The organism is Variovorax sp. WS11, from assembly GCF_010499245.1.
Lineage (GTDB): Bacteria > Pseudomonadota > Gammaproteobacteria > Burkholderiales > Burkholderiaceae_C > Variovorax.
In genome coordinates this window covers 2,270,692-2,293,238 of record NZ_JAAGOW010000001.1, presented here as the reverse complement: position 1 = coordinate 2,293,238, position 22,547 = coordinate 2,270,692, and the positions used below count along the sequence as shown (strand labels likewise).

The window sequence follows — 22,547 nt, the reverse complement described above, 5'->3', positions numbered from 1 at the left end:
TTCGTGAGTGCGTGAATGAGGCCGGTGATAGGCCGGCTGCGCTCAGCAGCTGGTCAGCAGTTCGCCGTGCAGCCGCTGGAAGGCCTTGGCCGCGCGATCGTTGGCGCCCAGCCCGAGGATGATGCGCCGGCCATGCTCGATGAGACGGCCGGCGCGGTAGATGAGTTCCTGCATCACCGTCTTGATGCGCCTGCGTTTGGCCGCATGGCGCACGGGCGCATCGGACCCCAGCAGCCCGGCCTGGCCCATCAGGCGCAGGATATTCATGGCCAGCGCGGCGAGCTCGCACACCAGGTAGTTGGTACTGAACTTGCCCGAGGGCAGCCGCTCCAGATCGAGGTCGGTCTTGAATTCGGAGTGGAACTGCTCGTGCGTGCCGTGGTCGGCGTACAGCGCGATGATGGCCTTCCCATCGAACTGTTTGGCGCTCAGGCTCGTGGTCCAGCCATCCAACGTGAGCTTGGGCTCGATCAACAACTGGCCCTGCGCATCGATGGTGCGCTCGGTCAGGCGCAGCACGCGGCGCAGCGGCCGCTCGATGCCTTCGATCTCCAGCGCCTGTTCCCACAGCGTCACACGTTTGCCCGCGCGGGGATGCTCCCAGAGCGTGGTGGCGTCGGCCTCAAGCCGCTCGGCCAGCGCCGCCACGTTGGTCGTGCGCGGGTTCCACTTGATCAGCCAGTCCAGCTGCGGCACACCTGCACGGTTGTACGACTCGATCTCGCGCATCAGCGCCGCCGAGTCGAAGCCGGAATCCAGGCGCGCCAGGATCGGCGCCTTCGGACCCGCCGCACTCAGGCGCTGCGCCATCGGGATCACACGCTCGAAGTTGAATTGCGTCTCCGACGCCGAATGCTGCACGCCGGGGCGCAGCGCCAACTCAAGGCAGAACCCGTGCGAGCCCAGGTACGCGGCCAGCGGGCAGTAGCCATCGACCCCCGTGTAGGTACGACCTACGCCGTCCTTGGCAGTGCCGCCGTTGTTCATGGCGAAGGTGTCCACGTCCAGCGCCAGCCAGCCGCAAGGCAAGACGCCATAGTCGACTCGCGCGCCGTACAGCAGCGTCTCGATCAGCGTCGGCAGGAAGTCAAACAGTTCGTCCGCGCGGGCGTCCATGCGCTGGCGCAGCGTCGGGCTGGAGGGCAACAGCTTGATGCCCAGCGCCTGCTTGAAGAAGGCATCGCCGCGGAAGTTCTCGATCGCATCGAAGTCGCTCTTGCCCTGTACCAGCAGGCCCAGGTAGCTGCGCAGAATGTCGCTGTTGGCAACGCCATTTCGAACGGGCAAGGCGTCATCGAGCTGCTTGAATACCGGTGCGAGTCGATTCAGATGATGACCCACCAGCGCCAGACCGGCTACCGGGGTGAGGTCGTAGTCGAGTTGCTTGACGATGAAGGGGCGCATTGAAGGGAATCGGATACTGCGTTTGCAACAGCAGCATGAACGCCCTGCACCTGTCTCGCGTTTACCAAACTACCTCGAATCGCCCGCACCCGCAGGGTGAATCACTTTCGCTCGTGAGCTCACGGATCCAGGGAATTGTCACGAAATCTGGCGAGTATTGAGTGCCGCTCAGCCGCCACGCGGGGCCGTTCGTCCGTTCGTCGATCAATTTGATTGTGGATGTGTTTGCGCTGCCGAGGCTTGGTAGGACTGAGTCTTACTGGGCGCAAGGACTGGGGCACTCACATCGTTACGCGGGGCCAAGGGGCTATTTGCACCGGACCGGTGCTGCATTGTTGCGTTGGTGCCTAGAGCCGATGGCCGCTGGGGTGGACCCGCTGGCTGCGACCAGACCAGAAGTCCAAACGGGGATCGAGGCTTCGCCTGCTCCATCGGTTGCGTCGGAGATCGATGCCCGCATTCCACGGCTCACTAGCCCGAGCGCCGTGGCGAACCTTTTGCAAAGATCGCGACCGCCGTCCGCCACACAATAACCAAATCGAGCAACAAACTCTGTTCCCGAACATACTGACAGCAATGCTCCAGCTTGGCCGGCAAGATCGCTCGGATATAGAGCTCCTCTGGATCTCCTACCGCAGCAAGATCCATGCTTTCGTTTCTGTAGGCGATCGAAGCAAGGTCTGTGATACCTGGCCTCACGCTCAAAATCAGGTCTCTTGTTTCGTTCGGGTACAGCGCGACATACCGTGGCACCTCCGGCCTTGGTCCGACCACACTCATGTGGCCAATCAGTACATTGACGAACTGCGGGAGTTCGTCGAGCTTGTAGCGGCGCAGGAATGTTCCTGCTCGTGTGATGCGCGGGTCGGCCCCAATCGTGATCTGCAGACCGCCCTCGGCAGGGTCAAATCGCATGGTTCGAAACTTGCAGATAAAGAAGGATCGACCTCGCAAGCCAACGCGCTCTTGTCGAAATAGGATGGAGCCACGCGAATCCAGTTTGATCCATAGCGCGATGCCTACAAGCAGCGGTGCCGCTATCACCAAGGCGCACAGCGCAAATATGATGTCAAACACCCGCTTGACCATCAGCCCAACGCCTCGTGCAATGCGGCAATCACCCGGTCTTGGTCCCCATCGGTCATCGCGGTGAAAAGGGGAATGCTCACCATCGACTGGTAAGCCGCGTCGGAGTGCGGAAACATCTCGGGAGCGAGCCGGTAGCGATCGCGCCAGTAAGGCTGGCGATGCAGCGGAATATAGTGCACGCTGGTGCCAATGCCACGCTCCGAGAGCGCCTGTATCAGTTCGTCTCGCGTTACCTTGGCAACTGAAGCTAAGCGAATGACATAGAGATGCCATGCGTGGACATCACCGTTCGAAGGATTCGCCGGAAGGATCAGCGGTAATGAGCGAAGCGCGTCGTGGTAACGCGCTGCCAAGTACTGTCGACGCTCGAGGAAACGCTGCAGCTTGGTCAACTGCACCAGCCCGATCGCAGCGGCAATGTCCGTGAGGTTGTACTTGAAGCCTGGAGCGATCACCTCGTAGTACCAGGAGGGAGCCTTTGACCGGAAGCGATCGAAGGCGTCGCGGTTGATCCCGTGCAGACGCATGACCTTCATGCGCTCGGCCAGAGCGCTGTCGCGGGTAACGACCATGCCTCCCTCTCCGGTCGTGATCGTCTTGTTGGCGTAAAAGCTGAAGACGGTGATGTCGGATCCCAATGTGCCGATCACTCGGCCACCAGAAGTGGCAGGCAATGCATGGGCCGCGTCCTCCACGATCTTCAGCCCACGCCTCTCGGCAAGTGCGAGTAGGCTTTGCATGTCAGCCGCCAAGCCGCCGAAGTGCACCGGGATGATGGCTTTGGTCCGCGGCGTGATGGCCGCTTCTGCCGCCGATACATCAATGCAGAGCGTGTCGGGATCGATGTCGACCAGTACCGTGTCTGCACCGAGATACCGCACCACTTCGGCCGTAGCGGTAAAAGTGTGAGTGGTCGTGATCACCTCGTCGCCAGGACCGATGCCCAACGCTTCGAGCGCAAGGTGTAGCCCAGCGGTGGCGGAATTGACCCCCATGCAATGCAGCGCCGGGTCGCCGAGGAAGGCAGCGAATTCGACTTCGAAACGCTTTGCTTTCGGGCCGGTAGTGAGCCAACCCGAACGCAGCGTATCGACCACCTCGGCGATCTCTTCCTCGCCAATTTCGGGTAGCGCAAACGGGAGAAATGGAAGGTGATTTGACATAGCGTCAATCTTTAGCGATCCAGCACAATGCATGTGTGCGCAGGAATGGCATGAGGTTGAAGAGATGATAGGCGGCAGGATGAAAACGGCAGACGCGGCGGCTGATCGGAGGTGCTAGTGTCACGCGGCGCATGGTCATGCGCCCGTTCGGAAACAGCGCCCTCACGCGCTGTACCGGCACTCCGCGCACGTCGCTGTTGGAAGGATTGCCATAGACGAAGTCGTACCACAACACCCCGCCGCCCGGGCGCACCCACGACCACATTCGATCGGCGAGGTCCTCCTGGAAGGCGTCGTCCAGCAACGAGGAAAACACGACGGACTGGAACACGATATCCCGGCTTGCGGGCGCCACGTCGGCCGTGCTGGCATCGCCTTCGTACACCTTCACTGCATCCGGCAGCCCAGCGCGTGCGCCGGCGACGCGCTCGGGCAACAGTTCAATGCCATAGAGGTTTTGCGGCGCAAAACCGAAGCGCAGGAAGTCAAGCAGGTGTCCACCGTAGCCGCAGCCTACATCCACCAATTTCAGGCCGCGCAGGTCGCCTTGCGTGTAGCCGCATACCGAGCCGAACATGAACAGCATTTCTCTTTGCCATTCCTGGGTGCTCAGCACCACTTCCGGGCGCAGGATGCTGTAGAGATCGCCCGGCTTTCTGCGCGCATAGCGCTCCGCAACCGCCAGCGCCTCGGCCTTCGGTTCGGGATCTAGGTCGTTCGGCATGGTTTCCATGGCTCGTGGTCTCACAGTGACAGTGCGCTACAGCATTCTGCGAATCAAGCGCAGGTAGATCGATGCGAGGAAATGCGTAAAAGTGTAGACGTAGGCCATCGCGCCCAAGCCCTCTCCCGACCTGAGACGGTATCTCTTCAGCATCGTTAGATGCCGCCCCACCATCTTCCACTTGTTTCCGGAGATTTGGTTGGCCTGCTGTCGATAGAAGACCAGCGGATGAATGATCTTGATGCTGAACGGCATATCCTCGTGGACGCGGATGAAGCAATCGGTGTCCTCGCGTGCCTTGTAGGTCGGCTCTTCGTTGAACGGGTGTCGACGCATGAACTCGCGGCTGGCGACGATGCTCGAAGTCGGCGTGCGGTACTTGAGCAACTGCTGCGTCAGCGTGACGCGGCCGATCGGCAGCGGAACCGGCGGCGGTTCGAAAACGACCTGATCGCCATCGCGAAAATCCTTCATCTGCGTGCTACACATCAAAGCGCCGTGTGCGTTCAATGCCTGCATCTGCAGTTCGAGCTTGCGCGGGTGCCAGAGGTCGTCGGCATCAAGAAAGGCGACCCATTCGCCGCGTGCCTCGACCAGGCCCAGATTTCGCGGCGCTGCGGGCGCGCCAGCATTTTTTTGCATCCGAATGAGCCTGATGCGTGGGTCGGTCCGAGCGTAGCTCTCGACAAGCTCGGCAGACCCATCCGTTGACTTGTCGTCGACTACCATCAACTCGAAGCTCGAATAGGTCTGTGCCAAAACCGACTCGATGGTCTCGGCGATGAACCGGGCTGCGTTGAAGCACGGAATGATGACCGAGACGTGAATTGACGATGTGGCCACAGCGTTCAAGGCCGCGCGATCCAAAAAATGAGTCTTTGCGGACGCATCATCCGTGTCTCGCTCGCCGCGATGCTTCCGCGGCTGTCACGTACGCACCGAGCGTCAGCAACGCAGCCAGCCAACTCACCTGGTGAAGTGTCATCGGCTCGACATTCCAGAATCGCACGAGACCCAGCCAGCCCAGCAGGCCGAACGCCATCGCGCAAACATTGAGCTTGAGCAGTTGTGCCTCGAGGCCGGCAATCAACAGGAAGCTCGTCCAGAAATCAGAGACGCGCAGTACAGCGATCGCGAGGAAGAGCGGAATCAGCGCACGCGCGTCGCCGTAGCGCGGATACCAGCGGTCAATTCCGTAGTCAAGTATCAAATACAGTGGAACGGCCGTCACGGCACCGACTATCAGGATGGCCATCGAGACGCGCAAGCAGACGCCGAACGCAACTCTGCATCCGTGTTCTGCAAAACGCCGCGCCAACAGAGGATAGACCGATGCATTGACTACCGCTTGGGCCGATTGGGAGATGGACAGCACGATCCAGGCGAAGGAGTAATGGGCAAAGCCCTCTACGTCAAGACGATCGGATGCCACCCAGCGGTCGGCGTTCAGCAACCCGAATCCAATGACCATGATGAGCATCATGGTCAAGGCTGAGTTCCAGCGTACGAGCCGCAGTCGGCGAATCGCCAGTAGATAGACTGCAAGCGACCCGAACCGAACGCGGGCGAGTGCGCACTGGAAGAAGCCCAGCGACAGTGCGATTGTGACCAAAGCATCGATGGCCAACGCCAGTTCTGCGGAGCCGGTCCAGAGCGCCGCGGCGACGCTCAATGCGAAGGCTGCAACTGCGCGGAGCAAGTTCTGAATCGCAAACCGAAGCACATCTCCTCGGCTCCGACTCTCGACAGTCGCAACCAGGAACCATTGCTGAGACACGCCGTGCAGCAAGCCGACACCCAGCAGGGCCGACGTCGTTCCTGAAGGCAGTATCTTGAACGCTATCCCCACCAGCGCAATGAGACCGCAGCCGAGCGCGATGAGATTGCACTGCGCCGCTCGCACGAGCCCCCGCAGTTCCTGACGTCGCACGAGATTCACCGGCCATTCGCGCTGCAGCATGGATTGCAGACCAAGAGAGCCAATCATGCAAAAAGTACTTGAGATGAGAATGCCGCCGCTAAATTCGGCAAAGGCGTGGACGTCAAGCAGCCGTGCCATTACCAGGATGCGCAACATCATCAGACCCATCGAGAGAGCCAGAAGCGGCACATACCAAAGTTGTCGGATGCGACTCGGCGACAGCAGGGGCAAGCGCATGGTCCGGGTTACGCACTCATCCGCAAGCCGTTCGGAGCGCGGCGGTCGTGCATCACGCCGTGATCGAACATGCGGATAGTGCGTGCTACCTCTGCATCGCCACAGTGTCGGAGGTTCCAGCGATCCATGATCAATCAACGATCGCCCACAGGCATGCGCTGCCGGATGGCGTCGAGCGGCTGAAAAGGGAAGCGTCGATTCAACGGCTGCAACGCGAGTTCGTGCGGCTCGAGCGCATCGAGTAGGCCCTGCCAGTCCCGCGCAGTGACGCGCGCCAGCACGCCGTCTTCGTCATGGGCATCGGATGCATGGGTCTCGTCGTCGGCGCGCAGCACGCCGCTGCGTAGTAGTTCGATGAATCGCTTTGGGTCGGCATCGAAGTCGTAACGGAAGCGGGTCGTCGCATCAGCCTTCACGGCCTCCGTGTACTGCGGCACGCGGTGGACCATGGTGTACGCGAAGCGTAAGGTCTGGCGTTGCAGGCGACGCTGCTCAGCGTGGCGCTCCGGCTCAGACAGGTCTGCGTGCATTCGTAGAGTCTGCAGTGCGGCGGGCGAGGTGGCGTCGTCGCGAATGCCCGCATCATTGAAGAACGACGGCGCGACGGCAATGACCTGCTTGCCGAGCATGCCCGCCTCGAGCACGGCGCTGCCATTAGCCACGACGAGGGCGTCACACTGTTCCATCAGCCCGAGTGTGCTTGCAGAGTCGCGGCTCGCAATCGTGTGGATGCCACGTTGCAAAGCCCATTGGCTGTAGTGTCGCTCGCTCTTCTCGCCACCGGCAACGCCAATACGTTCACCCCAGTTGGGGTGGCAACGCAGCACCAGGTCTTCTGGCGCGAGCTGCAGCCGTTCAATGATCGCGTCGTACGCGACAAGCGCGTCGCCCCAGGCCGAAGCCCAGTCCGGGTGTCCCCAAACCTCGTTGCGGCTGCTCGGAATCAACAACACGCGCCGCCGAGCCCCCGCGATCGGCCAGGTGCCGATCTTGGCGTCGACGTTATAGGCGCGCCATTCCTTCTGGTTGAGGCGCAGGAATCGGCGGGCCGCGTACGACGCCGCGCGAATCGCCTGGGCGTGCGTCAGCGGCCGGTCGCGCCATTCGCGCATCAGGCGGTGCAGTGACTGCAGCCCGAGGCAATGCTCATCCGGGTAGAGTTGCAGGCCGTCGCCGAACCAGGTGCGCTCGACGCTAACGACTCGCACGCCAAGCGACTTCGCCGCCTCGAAGATCGCGCGCGTGGCGTCCATCCGACCATTGAAGACGCAGACTGCGTCGAGCTGCCGGCTTTCAATCCAGCGACGCGCCGCGACGTAGCTCGTCTGCACCGTGGGGTACAAGCGCTCGACGCGCGACTGGAATTCGGCACTTGCGTAGTCCGTGTCGGACTCGAATCGACCCAGGGTGCTCGCGCTTGAGCGCGCCCATTCGATCGGCGCCGGCTGCATATCAGCGGCGCTGACCTTCATCATCTGCCCGATCGATGAGACGTTGCGCGCCGTGTATGAGCGAATGCCTCCGACGCGGCACTGCAGGCATTCCTGCCAGGCGGGGCGGCTTCGCAGCTCGCGCGTATAGCAGTTGTCGAGATCTGCATCGCAGGTGAGGAAGTGGGCCTCGTGTCCCGCCTTCTCGACCATGCGCGCGAGAAAGGCCAGATGCTCGACATGCGGACGCCACGAATAGATCGAGGTGAAGCCGATCCTCATCGTCCCCGGCGTCATTGAAGTGACTTCCAGCTCACCGGTGTGCCGAACTCGACGTCGCACGCAACGGTGCGACCGAGTACGGCATCCAGATATTTAGGTGCCAAGCCATAGCCTGGGCGGACGCTGCGCACTGCATCGGCGCTGATGGTTTCGCCCGCCTTCAGTGCCCTGACGAAATACAGAGAGCGGCGGAACTTGAGGTTTCCTGCTTCGCTCGGCTTACGGCTGTAGTCGATCTGACCGAGCGACTCCCACGCGGTGCGGCTATCGCGACAGAGCGCTGCCAACTCGGCTGGCTCGAGCGAGAAGCTGTCGTCTGGCCCGCCCCTCGATCGGTCGAGCGTGAAATGCTTTTCGATCAGCGATGCGCCGAGCGCAATGCTCGCCAGTGCAGTCGTGTTGTCGAGGGTGTGATCCGAAAGCCCGACCGTGAGGCCCCAGCGCGCGATCATGTCAGGGATCGTGCGCAAGTTGTAGTCGGCAGCCGGTGCCGGATAGCCGCTGACGCAATGCAGCAACGCGAGCTGCCTGCATCCGCCCGAACGCGCCGCTTCGACGGCCTCTCCTATCTCGTCAGCATCCGCCAGGCCAGTCGAAATGATCATCGGCTTGCCGGTCGCCGCGACATAGCGGATTAGCGGCAGGTCGATTGCCTCGAACGAGGCGATCTTGTAGGCGGGCGCGCCGAGTGATTCCAACAGATCTACGGCCGTGGTGTCAAAAGGAGAACTGAAAATCGTGAGTCCGCGCGCGTTCGCATGATCGAAAAGTGGCCGGTGCCATTCCCAAGGCGTGTGCGCCCAATCGTAGAGCTGATGCAGTGTGCGCCCCGCCCATGGGCCGCTGGTGATATGGAAATCGGGCCTGTCGCTGTCGAGCGTGATCGTGTCCGGCCGGTAGGTCTGGATCTTGACCGCGTTCGCTCCGGCGGCCTTCGCCGCGTCAATCAGTTGGAGGGCTACATCTAGACTGCCGTTGTGGTTCGCCGACATCTCGGCGATCACGAAGGGCGGGGCATCCGCGCCGATACGCCACCCGCCCAATTCAAATCCGGCTGTTGTCGCCATCTCAGACCTTCAGGAAGTTAAGCAGAACGTAAATGGTCGGGTCGTAGCGGTTGGGTCGACGTTCGTAGTCGAGGAACAGCGCCGCGTCGGCGATGTTCCACGACATGTGCCCGATGAGCAGCATCACCATCAAGGTGTCGCTTCCGGCTATGCGCAGGAACGGCTCCTCGATTGGCGCGTCGATGCGGGTCTCCGCAACATCAGGGCACGCGAGGTCGATCTCAAACCGACGACCGCTGTCGGTGAAGTCGAGTAGCACGCGGTAGGACGGGAAGGTCTTGCGTCGCTCTTGTACGTTCCACAGGCGCTCGCGCGCGTGGCCGACCAGCCGGTCGACGGCGACTGACGGGCCGAATGTGACGCGCTCATGGTCATACCTCTCTTCAGCCAACGCCTGTGCGATGTGGTGCTCACGGTCTTCATCGGTGAAGGTGCGGTATGGCTCGCCGGGCGTCAGTGCCCGCGACTCGAGATCGAACGCCTGCCCGGAGTTGAGCAGCACAAGGCGATCCTGCAGGTTGGCCTCGACCATTTTGGGTCGCACGACAGCCGGCGAGGCGCCGTGTGATACATATCGGTTGAGGTGTGCGCGCGACCCGCCGACAACATACTGGTCGGCGAACGGCATCACGAACGTCGGATCGATGCATTTGGCGGTGGCCACGAAGCTGGCGACACGTTGGTTGAGGATGCGGTCGCGCTCAGCCTCCTTTTGCGCGTCGGTGAGGTTAACGTAGCAAGACGGATAGCCGGAGCCGCCCGAGTAGGGCAGCAGTGCAAGGTCGATGTGCGAATAGTTCGCCATCAGGTAGCGAAGACCGTCCTCGTGAGGTTGGCAGTCGTTCGCGTTGAATACAACGCGGTCGCCCCATTTGATAACGATGGAAGAGTCGATCAGATAGGACATCTCGTTTGTCGGATCGGCCTCGATCATGTCGACAAACAGGTCTTCCGTGATCTGCAGGCCCTTGCGCGGCGGAACAAGATGCACCTTGGTGAAGCCGAAGTCATGCGAGCGCAGGAAGTTCGCCACGAAATTGGGCTGCCGATCCATGATGATGATCTCAGCGTCGCGGTTGATGCTGCGGATCGTGCCGGCCGAGCAGTGATCCTCGTGAATGTGCGAAATATAGACGTAGTCGAAACGTCCCAGGTCCTCAATGTGCGCAGTCACTGGCGGCCAGTGGAACCATGACCCGTGGAATATCCCGTCGTCGAGCCAGGGGTCGAACAGCATGCGCTTGCCGCGATGCTCGAGGATGGCCGTGGCGCCGCCGAGATTGATGATGCGCATGGTGCTCAAGCTTCCACTGATGCGTAAGCGATGACCTGGCGACCTAGGTCAACCCGAGCCAGCGCCTCGTAGAACGAGTGCAACTTGTCGGCCATGCCCATCGCGCGCAGGTTCATCTCGAACGCCATGCGGCGTTCGTGGCAGGCCCGGCCAAGCTTGTTGTCGCCGACATACCTGTCGCCCATCAACAGAAACATTTCTATCGGGAACGAGGCCTCCATGTGACGCACGGCATAGCCCGTGCCACGCAGTGCGTTGGCCAAGGTCGACGCGCTGAAGTAGTTGAGGTGGGCCGGCGGCGCAACCCACCACGGCGGTAGCCCGTGCAGCTTCTGCCCAGCGACTTGGAACGCATTGAACTCGTTGGGCACCTCGATAACCAGGAGCCCGGTGGGCGTCAGTACCTTGGATCGGATCTCCTCCATCACCCCGATGGGGTCGGCGAGGTGCTCGAGCACGTTCATCAGCGTGACGACGTCGAAGCGACGATCACCAAACACATCCATCCGCTCCATGCCTGCGCGTACGCACTCGAGGCCACGCGAGCGCACATAGTCCACCGCTTCGGGGGCCGGGTCGAAGCCGAAACACCTGGCGCCCTTCGACGCGAAGTACTGCATGGCCTGTCCCCAGCCGCAACCCACGTCGAGCAGCGACTGCCCGGCAAGCCGGCGGCCCGCCAGCCGCTCGATGGTGTCGACGATGTCCTGGCGGTGTGCGTCGTGGAAATCTCGATCGGCCTCCTGAACCTCAAGTGCCGAATTGTTGAAGGCCTTGTACTTCGCGCTGTAAAACTCCTCGGCATAAAAACGGGTGATGTCCTCAGCAGACGGTGTCGGGGACACCTGGAGGAAGCCGAACTGCGCGTGCGGCTCGACGGTGTACTTGCCGCTGGCGTCACTCATGGTTGCTCCTGCAATTCCCTCACGCACGGGGCGGAGGGGTGGATGTAGCGACTGGCGCCTTGCCAGCCGAGATGCGCGACGACGTCCAGGATCGACAAATGGCTGACGAAGGACGCGGCGCCGCGTTGTGGATAGGGCGTCGGATGGAAGTCATGCACCAGTAATCGCTGTGGCGCTCGGCTGACGAAGTCGTCTTTGCGCAGGTACTCGAGCGCCCCCGGAGGCGTCACATACTCGGTGGCGCCCATATGGGCGAGGATCGCGATCAACCGGTCCGTCCGAACGCCATCGATGCCGAGTTCGCTGCTGCGCAACGTCGGCGTCGCAATGCCCAATCGATCTCTCAGCCGGTCGAGGATGGCGATGTTGAGAGTTGCCAGACGCGCAAGTGCCATGTCGCCGAGAACGTCGACCGCTTCCCTCATGTTGGTGGCGAACTCGTGGCGCGCATAAGCCTGTTGCAGCAGCATCGCGTGCTTTCGCCGCCAGAGGCGCTGGTCGTCGATTCGTACCTGATGGATCGGAGCACCAAGGAAGTCCCGCAAGACCGGCACGGTGAGCCAGGACGGCTGACCGGCGACAAGCACGCGGTTGCGGTTTTGCCAGGTCGCACGCTCGTATTGCGCATCGTCGAGGTAGATGAACAGGTCCACCTCGGCCATCAGGTTGAGAAACCCGGCCCACGGCATGTAGGTTGGCTGCATGATTGCACACCTCATGACTCTGACCGTTCGCGCAGGCGGCGCCATTCATCGGCGAGCTGCGACCAGCGGTTCTGGCTGATGAATCTGCCGTCCGCTTGAATTGCATCGCGTTCGATACCTTCGAGAACAAATCCGTGCTTGCGGTACAGCGCCTCGGCCGCGAGGTTGTCGGCAAAGGTATGCAGCCACACGCGGTGCAGCGCGAGCGTTTCGAACCCGTGCGCCAGGGTCAGGCGCAAGGCCGTCTCGCCCAAGCCGCGCCCACGAGCTGCAGGCTCACCGATGTACATCTGGAAGTAACCCGAGCAGTGGCGGGCATTGACGTGCAGCAAGGTGTTGCCGCAATGCACACCTCGCGTATCGAGAATCGCCCAGATGTACGTGTCCGGCGATGCCTCGACCCATCGGCGGTGCGACTCGACGCTGATCGCTCCCCGAAAACCGAAAGTCGCTCGCAGCTCGCCGGAGTCGAGCCAGCGGACGGTTGTGGCATCGTGCTCAGGTCCGTAGGGCCGCAGGGTCGCCGTCTCAGTCAACGCCGTGCTCCATACTGGTGAGGCGACGTGCGATGCGGTCCACGCCGCGCCCGTCGACGGCAGCAACGCCGCGTGCACGCATGTCGGCAAGGGCGTCCCTGTCGTCCAGGAAGGCGGCAACTCCTGCGGTGAAGCGTGCAGCATCGAGATCCCACACGCTACCGAGGAATCGACAAAACTTTGCGTCGTCGAGGGCCCGTAGAACGGGAACTTGGTTCTCGGAAGTGGCGACGAGCGCCGACGCCAAGCCCACGCAGGCGCGCTCCCACGTTGCGGAGCCCGGACCGCCGACCGCCACATCACATGTGGCCATGTGTGCCGCCATATCGTCGACTTGCTCCTGCCAGTCCAGCCGCGCCGCGTGCCGCTGTCCAAGCGCTTGCATTGGCTTGAGATCACCGCGGCCGATCGCGCACACTTGAATGTCGGGGAACGCGTCGAGCAGCCACTGGCAGTACTGGGCGAGCCACCGCATCGCAGTGGCGCCGCTGCCAAAAAACACGTGCACGCGCCGGCGCTCGAAGCGAAGGCGCGCCGTATCGTGGTGAGCGGCAAACGTGTGCTTGAGCAGCGCAAAGCGCGTTCCCAGCAGCAACTCAGTGGGAGGCGGAACCAATCCCGCGTAGTTCGCACTGTCACGCCCGTAACCAGGGTCAACGAGGATGTCGCAGTCATGGGAGCGATCGGCTAGGTCGTCAATCACGAGCACGTTCCGCGCACGCTCGCGCAGTGAGGTCTCCCAGCGATCGTCGAGGCCATAGTGGTCGACGACGAGCCAGTCGCATTCGGATTCGAGCGCCCTGGCGCTGGCTTGCGCATCGTCCTGGGGAGAGGCACCTTCCGGCACGTTCAGCACGAGCAATGCGTGTGCGCGCTCGGTTAGTGCCTCGGTGATGACTGGATGAGCCTGGTTCACAAGAAACCTCACACGGCCGCCTAGCGCCGCCACGCGATCCGCCAAGGCGAGGCACCGTGTGAAGTGTCCGGCTCCGATGGAGTCGGAGGCATCCGTCCGGATCGCCATCCGCATCAGAGACCTTCCGACGCGAAGGCGCGGTGAAGCGCCTCCGCCAGATCCCAGTCTTCGGGTGTGTCGATGTCGACAACCCGATGGCGTGGCAGCACCACGGCGACCGATGTTCCCGAGGATAGCGGCGAGACGCCGGCGAGGAATGCGTCTCGCGTACCCCAGCAAAACTGGCCGGCGTCGTGATAGGCTGGCTCGAGGTCCTGAGAGCGTGCCGTGGCGTGGCTAGGCTCGAACATGGAAACAATGCCGTCGCTGCCCAGGCGCAGCGCGCGCTGGATCGGATGGCCGTAGCTGGCCACGCCAAAGGCGAACGCCGTGCCCGCACTCACGAGCCGTTCGTAGGCCTCACGCAATGTCGTGGGCTGCAATAGTGGCGCTGTGGGGTATATGCAGCAGATGTGATCGAACGCCGGACCTTGCGTCTCCATGGCTTGGACGGCGTGAGCGACCACGGCCATCGTGCCGGTGTGGTCGTCGGCAAGCGCCACAGGTCGCATGAAGGGTGTTTCGGCGCCTTCGGCACGGGCCACCGCAGCGATTTCATCGTCATCGGTCGACACGACGATGCGATTGAAGCAGCCACTGGCGCGCGCCGCGGCGATCGACCAGGCGATGATCGGCTTGCCGCAAAACGGCTTGATGTTCTTGTGCGGGATTCGCTTGCTGCCACCGCGCGCGGGGATGATAGCCAGCCTCATGACGCAAGCGCATTGCGCAAAGATCTGACAACGCGATCCTGCTGTGCAGAACTCAACGTTGGGAACATGGGGATGCTGATCGCTTCGCGGTAATAGGCCTCCGCCTGCGGAAAGTCCGCCCGCCGGACGCCCATCCGCTCATGATAAGGCTGGGCGTAGATTGGGATGTAGTGCACATTCACCCCGATGTCATCGGAGCGCATTGCTTCGAAGACCTCGCGGCGCGACCGATCGATGCGTTCAAGCTGGAGCCGAATGACATAGAGATGAAAGGCCGATCGGCCTTCAGAGCGCTGAACAGGCACCGAGACAGGCAACCCGGCGAGGAGTTCATCGTACCTCTTCGCCAGCCGATGGCGAGCTTCCACGCTCTCGTCCAGTCGCTGGAGCTGACTCAGGCCAAGTGCAGCCTGGAGATCAGTCATGCGATAGTTGTATCCGAGCTCTAGCTGCTCGTAGTACCACGGCCCGTCGGACTGGTGCACCATCCGCTGCGCGTCTCGCGTGATGCCATGGCTTCGGAACAGTGCCACCTTGCGCGCAAGCTCGGGGTCGTTGGTCAGCACCATGCCGCCTTCACCTGTGGTGATGATCTTGACGGGATGGAAGCTGAAGACGACAGCATCGCTGAACTCGCAATTGCCGATGGGACGCTCGCGGTAGCGAGCGCCAATTGCATGGGATGCGTCCTCGATGATTCGGAACCCATAGCGACGGGACAGCGCATGGATGGCCGACAAGTCGCAGGGCTGCCCCGTCATGTGCACCACAACGACAACCTTGGGCAGGGAGTTTGTGCCTTCGGCCTGCTGCAGCTTGCGGGCCAGCGCTTCCGGGCACAGATTAAAGGTCTCTCGGTCGATGTCGACGAAGTCGACCCGAGCCCCGCAATAAAGGGCGCAATTGGCTGACGCGACGAAACTGATCGGACTGGTCCAGAGCATGTCGCCGGCTTTCAGGCCCATGGCGAGACAGGCGGCATGCAGCGCCGAAGTCGCGCTGTTTAGCGCCACGGCATGGTGTGCATCGACGCGGTCAGCGACTGCGCGCTCGAAGGCCGGAACAACCGGTCCCTGTGTCAGGAATTCGGAGCGCAGAACGTCGGCAACCGCCTCGACATCGGCCGGCGTGATGTTCTGGCGACCGTAGGGAATGCTTTCCATCAGAACGCGCCGATCTTTTCGCGATTGGCCTCTATCCAGTCCTGCAACTCCCGAGTCGTCATCCATTGCGCATTGGTGTCGCTGGCATAGATGAACTCGTCGGATACCTTGCGGCCATCCTTGATGCGATACGGATCCGAGCTCCAATTGTGGATCGCCGGAAGCACCTTGAAATGCGCTTCGTATTCGTAGGTGTAGCGCGCGTCTTCAAGCCCGATCATCTGCTCGTGCAACTTCTCCCCCGGACGAACACCGACCACCTCGTGCCTGGCCAACGGGGCGACCGCCTGCGCAATGTCGACGAGCTTCATCGACGGGATCTTCTTCACGTAGATCTCGCCGCCTTCCATGTCTTCGAAGCCATGCCAGACCATTTCCACGCCTTGTTGAAGCGAGATCATGAAGCGCGTCATGCGGTTGTCCGTGATCGGCAGGATACCCCGGTCACGCAGCGAGAGGAAATAAGGGATTACCGACCCGCGGGATCCCATGACGTTGCCATACCGCACTACCGAGAAGCGCGTGTCGTGCGCGCCGGCATACGAGTTACCGGCGACGAAGAGTTTGTCCGATGCCAGCTTGGTCGCGCCGTAGAGATTGATCGGGCTGCTCGCCTTGTCTGTCGATAGTGCGACGACACGCTTGACCGCCTTGTCGATGCAGGCATCGATGAGGTTCATCGCGCCGTTGATGTTCGTCTTGACGCACTCGAAGGGGTTGTATTCCGCGGTCGGAACGATCTTGGTTGCAGCGGCATGGACAACGTAGTCCACGCCGTCGAGTGCGCGGTACAGCCGCTCGCGATCGCGCACGTCGCCGATGAAGAAGCGGACTCGAGGGTCGCCCTGGTACTTCTTGGCCATTTCCCACTGCTTCATCTCGTCGCGGGAGTAGACAATGATCTTTCTGGGGTTGTACCGCTCGAGCGTCATCGGCACGAAAGTCTGGCCGAACGAACCCGTGCCGCCGGTGATCAGGATCGATTTGTCAGAGAGCATCGTGATAGTTCAGTGCCGCGCCAAGGCCACTTCAGGTTGTTCGGCGACAGTATCCGGTCTCTCGGCAGTAGGCCGCGCGATGTAACCGGGAACCAAGGTGCGCAATGCGTCCACGATCGCGTCGCGTTCGCCGCTTCGTGCGGCTTCGAGCAATCTCTGGACCCTTTGCGAGCAAGTCGGCCATTCGACGAATTCCTCACGCGCCAAGATGATGCGCGGGTGCTCGGTCGGCATCGGATTCTCCCCGATCAGGAGTTCCTCGAAGCGCTTTTCTCCTGCACGAAGGCCAGTGAAGGTGATGCTGATATCTCCCGTCGGACGGAACTCGTCGCGCACCGTTCGCCCGGACAGCGTGATCATGCGCTTGGCGAGATCCACGATCTTCACCGGCGCGCCCATGTCGAGCACGAAAAGATCCCCACTGCGAGCCATCGCGCCCGCATACAGGACGAGTTGCACCGCCTCCGGGATCGTCATGAAGTACCGCGTCACTTCCGGGTCCGTCACGGTCACCGGCCCGCCATTGGCGATCTGGTCGCGAAACAGGGGCACCACGCTACCGCTGGACCCCAGGACATTGCCGAAGCGCACCATCGAGAAGCGCGTCTTTGGGAGTGACTTCGAGTGTTCGGCGTTTCCCTCGTCGAAGGGGCTGGCTCCACAGTCGGCAAGCGACTGCAGAATCTGTTCGGCGATCCGCTTTGTGGCGCCCATCACGTTGGTCGGCCTGACCGCCTTGTCGGTAGATACGAGAACAAAGCTATCGACGCCCCACTTAAGCGCCGCGCGGGCCAGGTTGAGCGTGCCCAGCACGTTGTTGATGACGGCCTCCCCCGGATTGGATTCGACCATGGGGACATGCTTGTAGGCAGCCGCGTGGTACACCGACGCAGGCTTGTAGGCGCGGCAGATCTCCGAAATGCGATCGAAGTTGCACACGCTCGCAAGCAGCGGGACGGTGCGCATCACGAGCCCGCTTCGCCTTACCAGCAATTCCAACTCCATGTGAATTCTGTACAGGGCGAACTCGCTGTGATCGACCAGCAGGATCTGGCTCGGGCCTTGCTGCACGATCTGGCGGCACAGTTCACTGCCGATGCTGCCGCCAGCGCCTGTTACCAACACCACCTGGTGCGCGAGCTTGCGTGCCAGCAATTGGGGATCGGGTGCGACTGGCGGCCGGCCCAGCAGGTCTTCAATATCCAGATCCCGGAAGTCCTGCACCGTCACGCGGCCACTGGCCAGGTCGGCCAGGCCCGGCAGCGTACGGATGCGGACCGGTAGCGCAGATAGATGCTCGATGATCTGGTTGCGCCTTTCGCGGCTGGCGCTGGGCAGAGCCAGCAAGATGTCGGTTACCGCGAATCTGCTAGCAAAAGCCGGCACGGCGGCTGGCGACATGACCGACACGCGATTGATGGTGCGCCCTGCCTTGTGCTCGTCATCGTCAATGAAGCCGAGCAGCGTGTACTGCTGGGCGCTGGCCAGAGCGGCGGCGGTCTGTGCGCCAGCGCTTCCCGCACCGTAGATCAACAAGCGGTTGGTCGTACGAGCGGAGTTGGCCGCCAGCCAGTGCCAGGCCACCGTCCGGCTCCCGGCGATCAGCAGCAAGAGAATGAGCGGCTGCAGGACGCTCAGGCTCCGGGGTATGCCTTCCCATAGATAGAGTGCAATCACCGCGGGAAGAAAGAGCAGGCCATAGATCGCAACGGCTTTGCTCGTTGCAAGGATCGCGGCCAAACCGGTGTAGCGAAAAATCGCGCGGTACAGGCCAAACTTCACGAAGACGGGAATCGACAGCAGAGGCGCGACGGCATACACCGCCCATTCCATCCCAACGGGCCGGTGCCAAGTATCGAGCCTCAGCGTGAACGCCATCCAGGTCGCAGCCACGGCGAGGCAGAGGTCGAGGCAGATCACGACCATGCGCTTGCGGGAACGGGACCACCCGAGAACGATTTCTTGCACTTTGCCTTCAGGCTGAGTTGGGACTTGTATGGGGCAAGCTCAAAGGGCCGTAGCCAAACGTTAAGGCGTGGTTGCCGATGTCGACGTGCCTTCTTCCGGTGGCCATTCGACGGCAGCCAATTGTGGATGCAACTGCCGCGCCTGTGCCCATCTGGCTGGCGCTGACTCGCATTGATCGCGTGGAACAATGCGGCACATCTTGATCAGCCAATCGCGCGCTTCGCGCGGGTGCTGGTTCAGTCCCAACAGGACAGCCAGTGCCATGAAGTTGCGAGAACTGGGCGCCGTCTGAATCACATTCCTTGCCCATTGCAGCTCAACTGAAGTGACACCGGCAGTTGGCTCAAACTTCATAAACCGCTGCACTTCGCGCAAATGGTTCAGTGCCAGCACGTCAGGTAGAGCGACGGGACCACTGTTCTTGATGCCCGCATTTTCGATCTGAAGTGACATGTAGGCAGCTTCCACCTTGAAATAATCGCGCAAAATCACACCCAATATCATGATGCAGAGGCACCAGGTGCCGAGCAAACAAAAGCGCCCGTTCCATTGGGGAGCTCGGGCTAGCTGCCAGATTTTCAGTTCGCTGTTTAGGGCACCCATTACCAAGCCGATGGGCAGCAGACAGTATGCATAGTGCAGTGGGTATTCCAGCATTGCGTGAATTCCAACCACCAACACCATCAGAAAATAGAGTGCTTCTGGTGTGCGACGCACGCGGCGCGCGGCAGTCACTACCCAAGCCAAAACACACGCGGTCAAAAAAATTCCGACGGGAATTCCTGCCCACAAAATGAAGTCGAGAAACAGATTGTGCGACTGTGCAAATGGGTAACTGATTGTCGGATGACTTGCGGCGACATTGACCTGTGCGGGCACCACCTCGTTCCAGCCGTAGCCAAAAATAGGGCGCTCCCATGCAGCATCCAATAGCATGCGCCAAACTTTGGGCCTGAGGTCACCAGCGAGGCGGTCTGTCATCGAAGCAGGTGATTCGAGCATCAGCAGCCGGCTAAGCGGTGGCACAACCGCCAGCACGATCCCATAGAGAATTGCCAACCCTGTCACGTAGACTTGCACGTGCGTACCGAGCCACAGCGCTCGCCACCACCACACAGCCAACACTAATGCAAGCAACCCAAGCGCACCGCTGCGCGACTGCGTGAGCGCCAAACCCAAGATGAGGAACGCGCCAAACTGCAGCGCTGCCATACGCCCTATGCTCCCCCGCCAGACACCCCAACCACCGGCAAGCAAGCCCCATAGCAATAGGGTCGCGAGCTGGTTTGGTTGGCCCATGTTGGCATAGGGCCGGGCACCATGGGCGCTGGACACCCAGACGTCCAAGGCTCCGTCGAGGGCAAGCCCCAGCCACTGTTGCAATTGCAGGCCCACTGAAACCATCGAGGCAATTCCGATGGCCAAGAAGATGATATCGCCCATCCAAATAGGCCGCCAACCCTGCCATTGCTGGCCGACCAACAGGGCCAACAATAGGCCGAGCAAATAGGTGCACGCAATCCATGCTTGCCCCACAAATGGCAAGAGACCGGCTGCATGCTGCAAGAAGGGCAATGGAACCAGAAGCGCAACGAGCAGAGTCAAGCGATGCCAAACCGGCCGCTGGCTCGCACGCACCAGCACCACAAGGCTTACCCCGCTAAGAACAACGGCAGACCAAGCATCGGAATGAAATGACGACCACGGCCGCCCGTGATTTGGCAACAGCCAGCACAACGATAGCAGTACGGCAGCCAAAACTGCCCACACCGGAGCAAGAGAAACCTGGGAGAAACGATTGGTCAAAGTATTGCTCACGAGACCAAGAAAAAAAGCCCCAGAAGGGGCTTTTTTCAGTCAAATTCGTTACTTAGATTCGGCACTCTGCGGGAACAAACTTGTTTTTTGTCGCGTCGGTAACTGCGCAAGTCCAAGTAATCGTGCCGCCAGGAAGCGTGTTCGCAGCCAAGGCCGCGCCATTCGCCCGCGGAGTCAGATTAAGCGTCAATCCGCCGGCATTGGTAGTTGTAACCATGACAATTTGACCGGTCGTTGCGCTCGTCGTCATGCTGCTCACGTTTTTCGTTGCGGACGCAGATGTAAAGTCAGCAACCCCGAGAGAAAGCGAAGAAGCAGTATTGGCGGCATTTTCTGCAACGGTCGCCTTGTTACCGGACGCCAAGACCAACGCTTCCGACACACGTGCACGCACCGTGTAGTCCTGATAAGCCGGCAGCGCCACAGCCGCCAAGATACCAATGATCGCCACAACGATCATCAGTTCGATAAGGGTGAAACCCTTTTGCACATTGCGTGCGATGGAACGACGGTTCATTCAAGAAACTCCTGGTTGGTTGAGGGGCCCGAGGAGGGCCCCCGGTGCGTTCAACCTTCCGCAGCATCCGTGCCACCCTCGTTGCGCCTGCTCGACGCAGTCAAACCGTCTAATAGTTCACGCTCGGCTTACGTCGTGTGACATAACCTGTTGCGGCTTTGGCACAGCGACTGACAAATTTTGTCAGTCCCCGACGCTCAAGTCAGACCTGCAGCACCCCGGCAGCCTCCAGCCACCGAATGTCCCACCCCGTCCACCCCGTGCATCTGCGACCCATCCGCCAGTGCAGCAATCTGGCTCATGATCTCCTCGGTCTCCGCCGGCTTGGTATGCGTGATGTAGATCGGGTAGTCCTTGTCGCCCGCGATGTGCGCCAATTCATCCGCCAGCGTCGCCGGCGACAGATGCAGGCTCCGCTTTGCCAGCGCCTGCTCCCGATTGCTGAACGCCGTCTCGATCACCAGCATCGCCACGTCCAACTGATTCACCCGCTGCCAGAACGCCGGATTCCGCTCGGTATCCCCGCTGAAAATCCAGTGCGGTCCGCCCTTGGCGCAGCGCACGGCGTAACCGCAAGCTGGCACCGTGTGAACAGCCGGCAGCACCTCGATGTTCTTGAGCGCCTGCGTTCCCAACTGGAGCTCCTGCCCGACCACGATGTCGTGGAAGCTCACGAAGGGCGCCTCAAGGCTCGGAATACTCGAAAAGTCCGGCCAGATCACGTTGTTGAACACATGGGTCCGCAGCGCCTCGATGGTCGCGCGCAGGGCATGCACGCGCAGCGGCTTGTTGCGGCGGCTGGCCACCGCGTCCAGCATCAGCGGGAGGGCGGCCACGTGGTCGAGGTGGGAATGGGTGAGCACCACGTCGTCGATGGCGCCCATCTCGTCGAGGCTCAGGTCGCCCACGCCGGTGCCGGCGTCGACCAGGAGGTCGCTGTCGACCAGGAACGAGGTCGTGCGGCAGTCCTTGGCGATGGCGCCCGAGCACCCCAACACGCGCACCTGCATTTTGCGAGACCCTCTATTTTCTATTTGCTGTCGAACCGGGTTGCGCCGTCCCAGTCGGGGTCCTTGGCCTGCAACGCCAGCGAGGCTAAACGCTCGGCATACAGCCGGTAAAGGACTTTTTTGGCATCGGCGGCGAGCAGAGGGGCCAGCAGGTCTTGCGCTTGATGCCAATCCTGCGCGCGGTAAGCGTCCAGTGTACGAGCCCAACGCTCAAGCGCCTCATGCGACCCCTCTGCCGCATCGCCCATGCGGCCCAGGGGCGTGAAGATGCGCACCGCCCGCGCCTTGCCCTTGACGCGTACCAGGTCGAGTTCCTGCCACGCGAATTCCGGGGCGGCGCCTTGCGTGGCGGCGCTGGCCACGATCTCGACGCCATAGTGGCTGCCCAGCCCTTCGAGCCGGGAGGCGAGATTGACCGCATCGCCGACCACGGTGTAACTGCGCCGCACGGCCGAGCCCATGTCGCCGACGCTCATGAGGCCGGTGTTGAGGCCGATGCCCACGCTGATCTCCGGCCGGCCGCTTGCGCGATGCGCGTCGTTGAGCTCCTGCACGGCGGCGGCCATCTGCAGGGCGGCCTCGACGGCCA

At 61.6% G+C, this 22,547-nt stretch carries 21 protein-coding genes and 1 pseudogene; all 22 read right to left on the bottom strand.

Translation table 11 applies throughout. The features are described from left to right. Positions 1-42 precede the first annotated feature (42 nt). The gene (locus tag GXN78_RS11315; protein WP_106561504.1) at positions 43-1,404 is read right to left on the bottom strand and encodes an IS1380 family transposase; all 1,362 of its coding nucleotides are present in this window, start codon (positions 1,402-1,404) and stop codon (positions 43-45) included. 471 nt (positions 1,405-1,875) lie between these two features. Beyond that, positions 1,876-2,493: a sugar transferase gene (locus GXN78_RS11310; RefSeq protein WP_106556155.1), complete on the bottom strand. Its 618-nt coding sequence runs from the start codon at positions 2,491-2,493 to the stop codon at positions 1,876-1,878. Then, positions 2,493-3,656, bottom strand: coding sequence for a DegT/DnrJ/EryC1/StrS family aminotransferase (locus GXN78_RS11305; RefSeq protein WP_106556156.1), 1,164 nt, complete (start codon positions 3,654-3,656; stop codon positions 2,493-2,495). The genes GXN78_RS11310 and GXN78_RS11305 overlap by 1 nt, the downstream gene beginning before the upstream one ends. Positions 3,657-3,660: 4 nt before the next feature. Beyond that, positions 3,661-4,389 carry a class I SAM-dependent methyltransferase gene (locus GXN78_RS11300; protein WP_239142670.1) on the bottom strand — a complete coding sequence of 243 codons (729 nt, stop codon included), beginning with the start codon at positions 4,387-4,389 and terminating at the stop codon, positions 3,661-3,663. A gap of 27 nt (positions 4,390-4,416) precedes the next feature. Beyond that, complete coding sequence (locus GXN78_RS11295; RefSeq protein WP_239142818.1) at positions 4,417-5,223, bottom strand: glycosyltransferase family 2 protein; 807 nt, start codon at positions 5,221-5,223, stop codon at positions 4,417-4,419. Positions 5,224-5,269: 46 nt separating this feature from the next. After that, positions 5,270-6,538 (bottom strand): hypothetical protein, encoded by a 1,269-nt coding sequence (locus GXN78_RS11290; RefSeq protein ID WP_106556159.1) that lies wholly within the window; start codon positions 6,536-6,538, stop codon positions 5,270-5,272. Between the two features lie 134 nt (positions 6,539-6,672). Continuing rightward, on the bottom strand, positions 6,673-8,265 hold the full coding sequence (locus GXN78_RS11285) for a hypothetical protein (RefSeq protein WP_146163023.1): 1,593 nt from the start codon (positions 8,263-8,265) through the stop codon (positions 6,673-6,675). Further along, on the bottom strand, positions 8,262-9,317 hold the full coding sequence (gene pseI / locus GXN78_RS11280; protein ID WP_106556161.1) for a pseudaminic acid synthase: 1,056 nt from the start codon (positions 9,315-9,317) through the stop codon (positions 8,262-8,264). Before pseI ends, GXN78_RS11285 begins: the two co-directional genes overlap by 4 nt. A 1-nt stretch (position 9,318) precedes the next feature. After that, complete coding sequence (locus GXN78_RS11275) at positions 9,319-10,611, bottom strand: MBL fold metallo-hydrolase (protein WP_106556162.1); 1,293 nt, start codon at positions 10,609-10,611, stop codon at positions 9,319-9,321. Positions 10,612-10,616: 5 nt separating this feature from the next. Beyond that, positions 10,617-11,516 (bottom strand): class I SAM-dependent methyltransferase, encoded by a 900-nt coding sequence (locus GXN78_RS11270; RefSeq protein ID WP_106556163.1) that lies wholly within the window; start codon positions 11,514-11,516, stop codon positions 10,617-10,619. Continuing rightward, the gene (locus tag GXN78_RS11265) at positions 11,513-12,220 is read right to left on the bottom strand and encodes a WbqC family protein (RefSeq protein WP_164255418.1); all 708 of its coding nucleotides are present in this window, start codon (positions 12,218-12,220) and stop codon (positions 11,513-11,515) included. Before GXN78_RS11265 ends, GXN78_RS11270 begins: the two co-directional genes overlap by 4 nt. Before the next feature lie 11 nt (positions 12,221-12,231). Next, on the bottom strand, positions 12,232-12,756 hold the full coding sequence (locus GXN78_RS11260; protein ID WP_164255417.1) for a GNAT family N-acetyltransferase: 525 nt from the start codon (positions 12,754-12,756) through the stop codon (positions 12,232-12,234). Further along, positions 12,749-13,786, bottom strand: coding sequence for a UDP-2,4-diacetamido-2,4,6-trideoxy-beta-L-altropyranose hydrolase (pseG, locus tag GXN78_RS11255; protein ID WP_106556166.1), 1,038 nt, complete (start codon positions 13,784-13,786; stop codon positions 12,749-12,751). Before pseG ends, GXN78_RS11260 begins: the two co-directional genes overlap by 8 nt. After that, complete coding sequence (gene pseF, locus GXN78_RS11250; RefSeq protein WP_106556167.1) at positions 13,786-14,484, bottom strand: pseudaminic acid cytidylyltransferase; 699 nt, start codon at positions 14,482-14,484, stop codon at positions 13,786-13,788. The genes pseG and pseF overlap by 1 nt, the downstream gene beginning before the upstream one ends. Beyond that, positions 14,481-15,647, bottom strand: coding sequence for a UDP-4-amino-4,6-dideoxy-N-acetyl-beta-L-altrosamine transaminase (gene pseC, locus GXN78_RS11245; protein WP_106556168.1), 1,167 nt, complete (start codon positions 15,645-15,647; stop codon positions 14,481-14,483). Before pseC ends, pseF begins: the two co-directional genes overlap by 4 nt. Then, positions 15,647-16,645 (bottom strand): UDP-N-acetylglucosamine 4,6-dehydratase (inverting), encoded by a 999-nt coding sequence (gene pseB, locus GXN78_RS11240; protein WP_106556169.1) that lies wholly within the window; start codon positions 16,643-16,645, stop codon positions 15,647-15,649. The genes pseC and pseB overlap by 1 nt, the downstream gene beginning before the upstream one ends. A 9-nt stretch (positions 16,646-16,654) precedes the next feature. Continuing rightward, on the bottom strand, positions 16,655-18,613 hold the full coding sequence (locus GXN78_RS11235) for a nucleoside-diphosphate sugar epimerase/dehydratase (protein ID WP_181360527.1): 1,959 nt from the start codon (positions 18,611-18,613) through the stop codon (positions 16,655-16,657). A 60-nt stretch (positions 18,614-18,673) separates the two neighbouring features. After that, positions 18,674-20,419 (bottom strand): O-antigen ligase family protein, encoded by a 1,746-nt coding sequence (locus GXN78_RS11230; RefSeq protein WP_146163024.1) that lies wholly within the window; start codon positions 20,417-20,419, stop codon positions 18,674-18,676. Between the two features lie 64 nt (positions 20,420-20,483). Next, entirely contained in the window at positions 20,484-20,948 is a 465-nt protein-coding gene (locus GXN78_RS11225) for a pilin (protein WP_106556172.1), read from the bottom strand. Between the two features lie 197 nt (positions 20,949-21,145). Then, a complete protein-coding gene (locus tag GXN78_RS11220) occupies positions 21,146-21,958 on the bottom strand; it encodes a 3',5'-cyclic-nucleotide phosphodiesterase (protein ID WP_164255416.1) in 813 nt (270 codons plus the stop codon). A 20-nt stretch (positions 21,959-21,978) separates the two neighbouring features. After that, the gene (locus tag GXN78_RS42185; protein ID WP_308812401.1) at positions 21,979-22,233 is read right to left on the bottom strand and encodes a hypothetical protein; all 255 of its coding nucleotides are present in this window, start codon (positions 22,231-22,233) and stop codon (positions 21,979-21,981) included. A 48-nt stretch (positions 22,234-22,281) separates the two neighbouring features. After that, positions 22,282-22,524, bottom strand: a pseudogene (locus GXN78_RS42180) (adenylate/guanylate cyclase domain-containing protein); the annotation flags it as partial. Positions 22,525-22,547 lie beyond the last annotated feature (23 nt).

Excerpts from the sequence above, each read along its gene's own strand:
- GXN78_RS11315 (WP_106561504.1), bottom strand. The coding sequence starts at position 1,404 with ATGCGCCCCTTCATCGTCAAGCAACTCGACTACGACCTCACCCCGGTA.
- GXN78_RS11310 (WP_106556155.1), bottom strand. The coding sequence starts at position 2,493 with ATGGTCAAGCGGGTGTTTGACATCATATTTGCGCTGTGCGCCTTGGTG.
- GXN78_RS11305 (WP_106556156.1), bottom strand. The coding sequence starts at position 3,656 with ATGTCAAATCACCTTCCATTTCTCCCGTTTGCGCTACCCGAAATTGGC.
- GXN78_RS11300 (WP_239142670.1), bottom strand. The coding sequence starts at position 4,389 with ATGGAAACCATGCCGAACGACCTAGATCCCGAACCGAAGGCCGAGGCG.
- GXN78_RS11290 (WP_106556159.1), bottom strand. The coding sequence starts at position 6,538 with ATGCGCTTGCCCCTGCTGTCGCCGAGTCGCATCCGACAACTTTGGTAT.
- GXN78_RS11285 (WP_146163023.1), bottom strand. The coding sequence starts at position 8,265 with ATGACGCCGGGGACGATGAGGATCGGCTTCACCTCGATCTATTCGTGG.
- pseI (WP_106556161.1), bottom strand. The coding sequence starts at position 9,317 with ATGGCGACAACAGCCGGATTTGAATTGGGCGGGTGGCGTATCGGCGCG.
- GXN78_RS11275 (WP_106556162.1), bottom strand. The coding sequence starts at position 10,611 with ATGCGCATCATCAATCTCGGCGGCGCCACGGCCATCCTCGAGCATCGC.
- GXN78_RS11270 (WP_106556163.1), bottom strand. The coding sequence starts at position 11,516 with ATGAGTGACGCCAGCGGCAAGTACACCGTCGAGCCGCACGCGCAGTTC.
- GXN78_RS11265 (WP_164255418.1), bottom strand. The coding sequence starts at position 12,220 with ATGCAGCCAACCTACATGCCGTGGGCCGGGTTTCTCAACCTGATGGCC.
- pseG (WP_106556166.1), bottom strand. The coding sequence starts at position 13,786 with ATGCGGATGGCGATCCGGACGGATGCCTCCGACTCCATCGGAGCCGGA.
- pseF (WP_106556167.1), bottom strand. The coding sequence starts at position 14,484 with ATGAGGCTGGCTATCATCCCCGCGCGCGGTGGCAGCAAGCGAATCCCG.
- pseC (WP_106556168.1), bottom strand. The coding sequence starts at position 15,647 with ATGGAAAGCATTCCCTACGGTCGCCAGAACATCACGCCGGCCGATGTC.
- pseB (WP_106556169.1), bottom strand. The coding sequence starts at position 16,645 with ATGCTCTCTGACAAATCGATCCTGATCACCGGCGGCACGGGTTCGTTC.
- GXN78_RS11225 (WP_106556172.1), bottom strand. The coding sequence starts at position 20,948 with ATGAACCGTCGTTCCATCGCACGCAATGTGCAAAAGGGTTTCACCCTT.
- GXN78_RS11220 (WP_164255416.1), bottom strand. The coding sequence starts at position 21,958 with ATGCAGGTGCGCGTGTTGGGGTGCTCGGGCGCCATCGCCAAGGACTGC.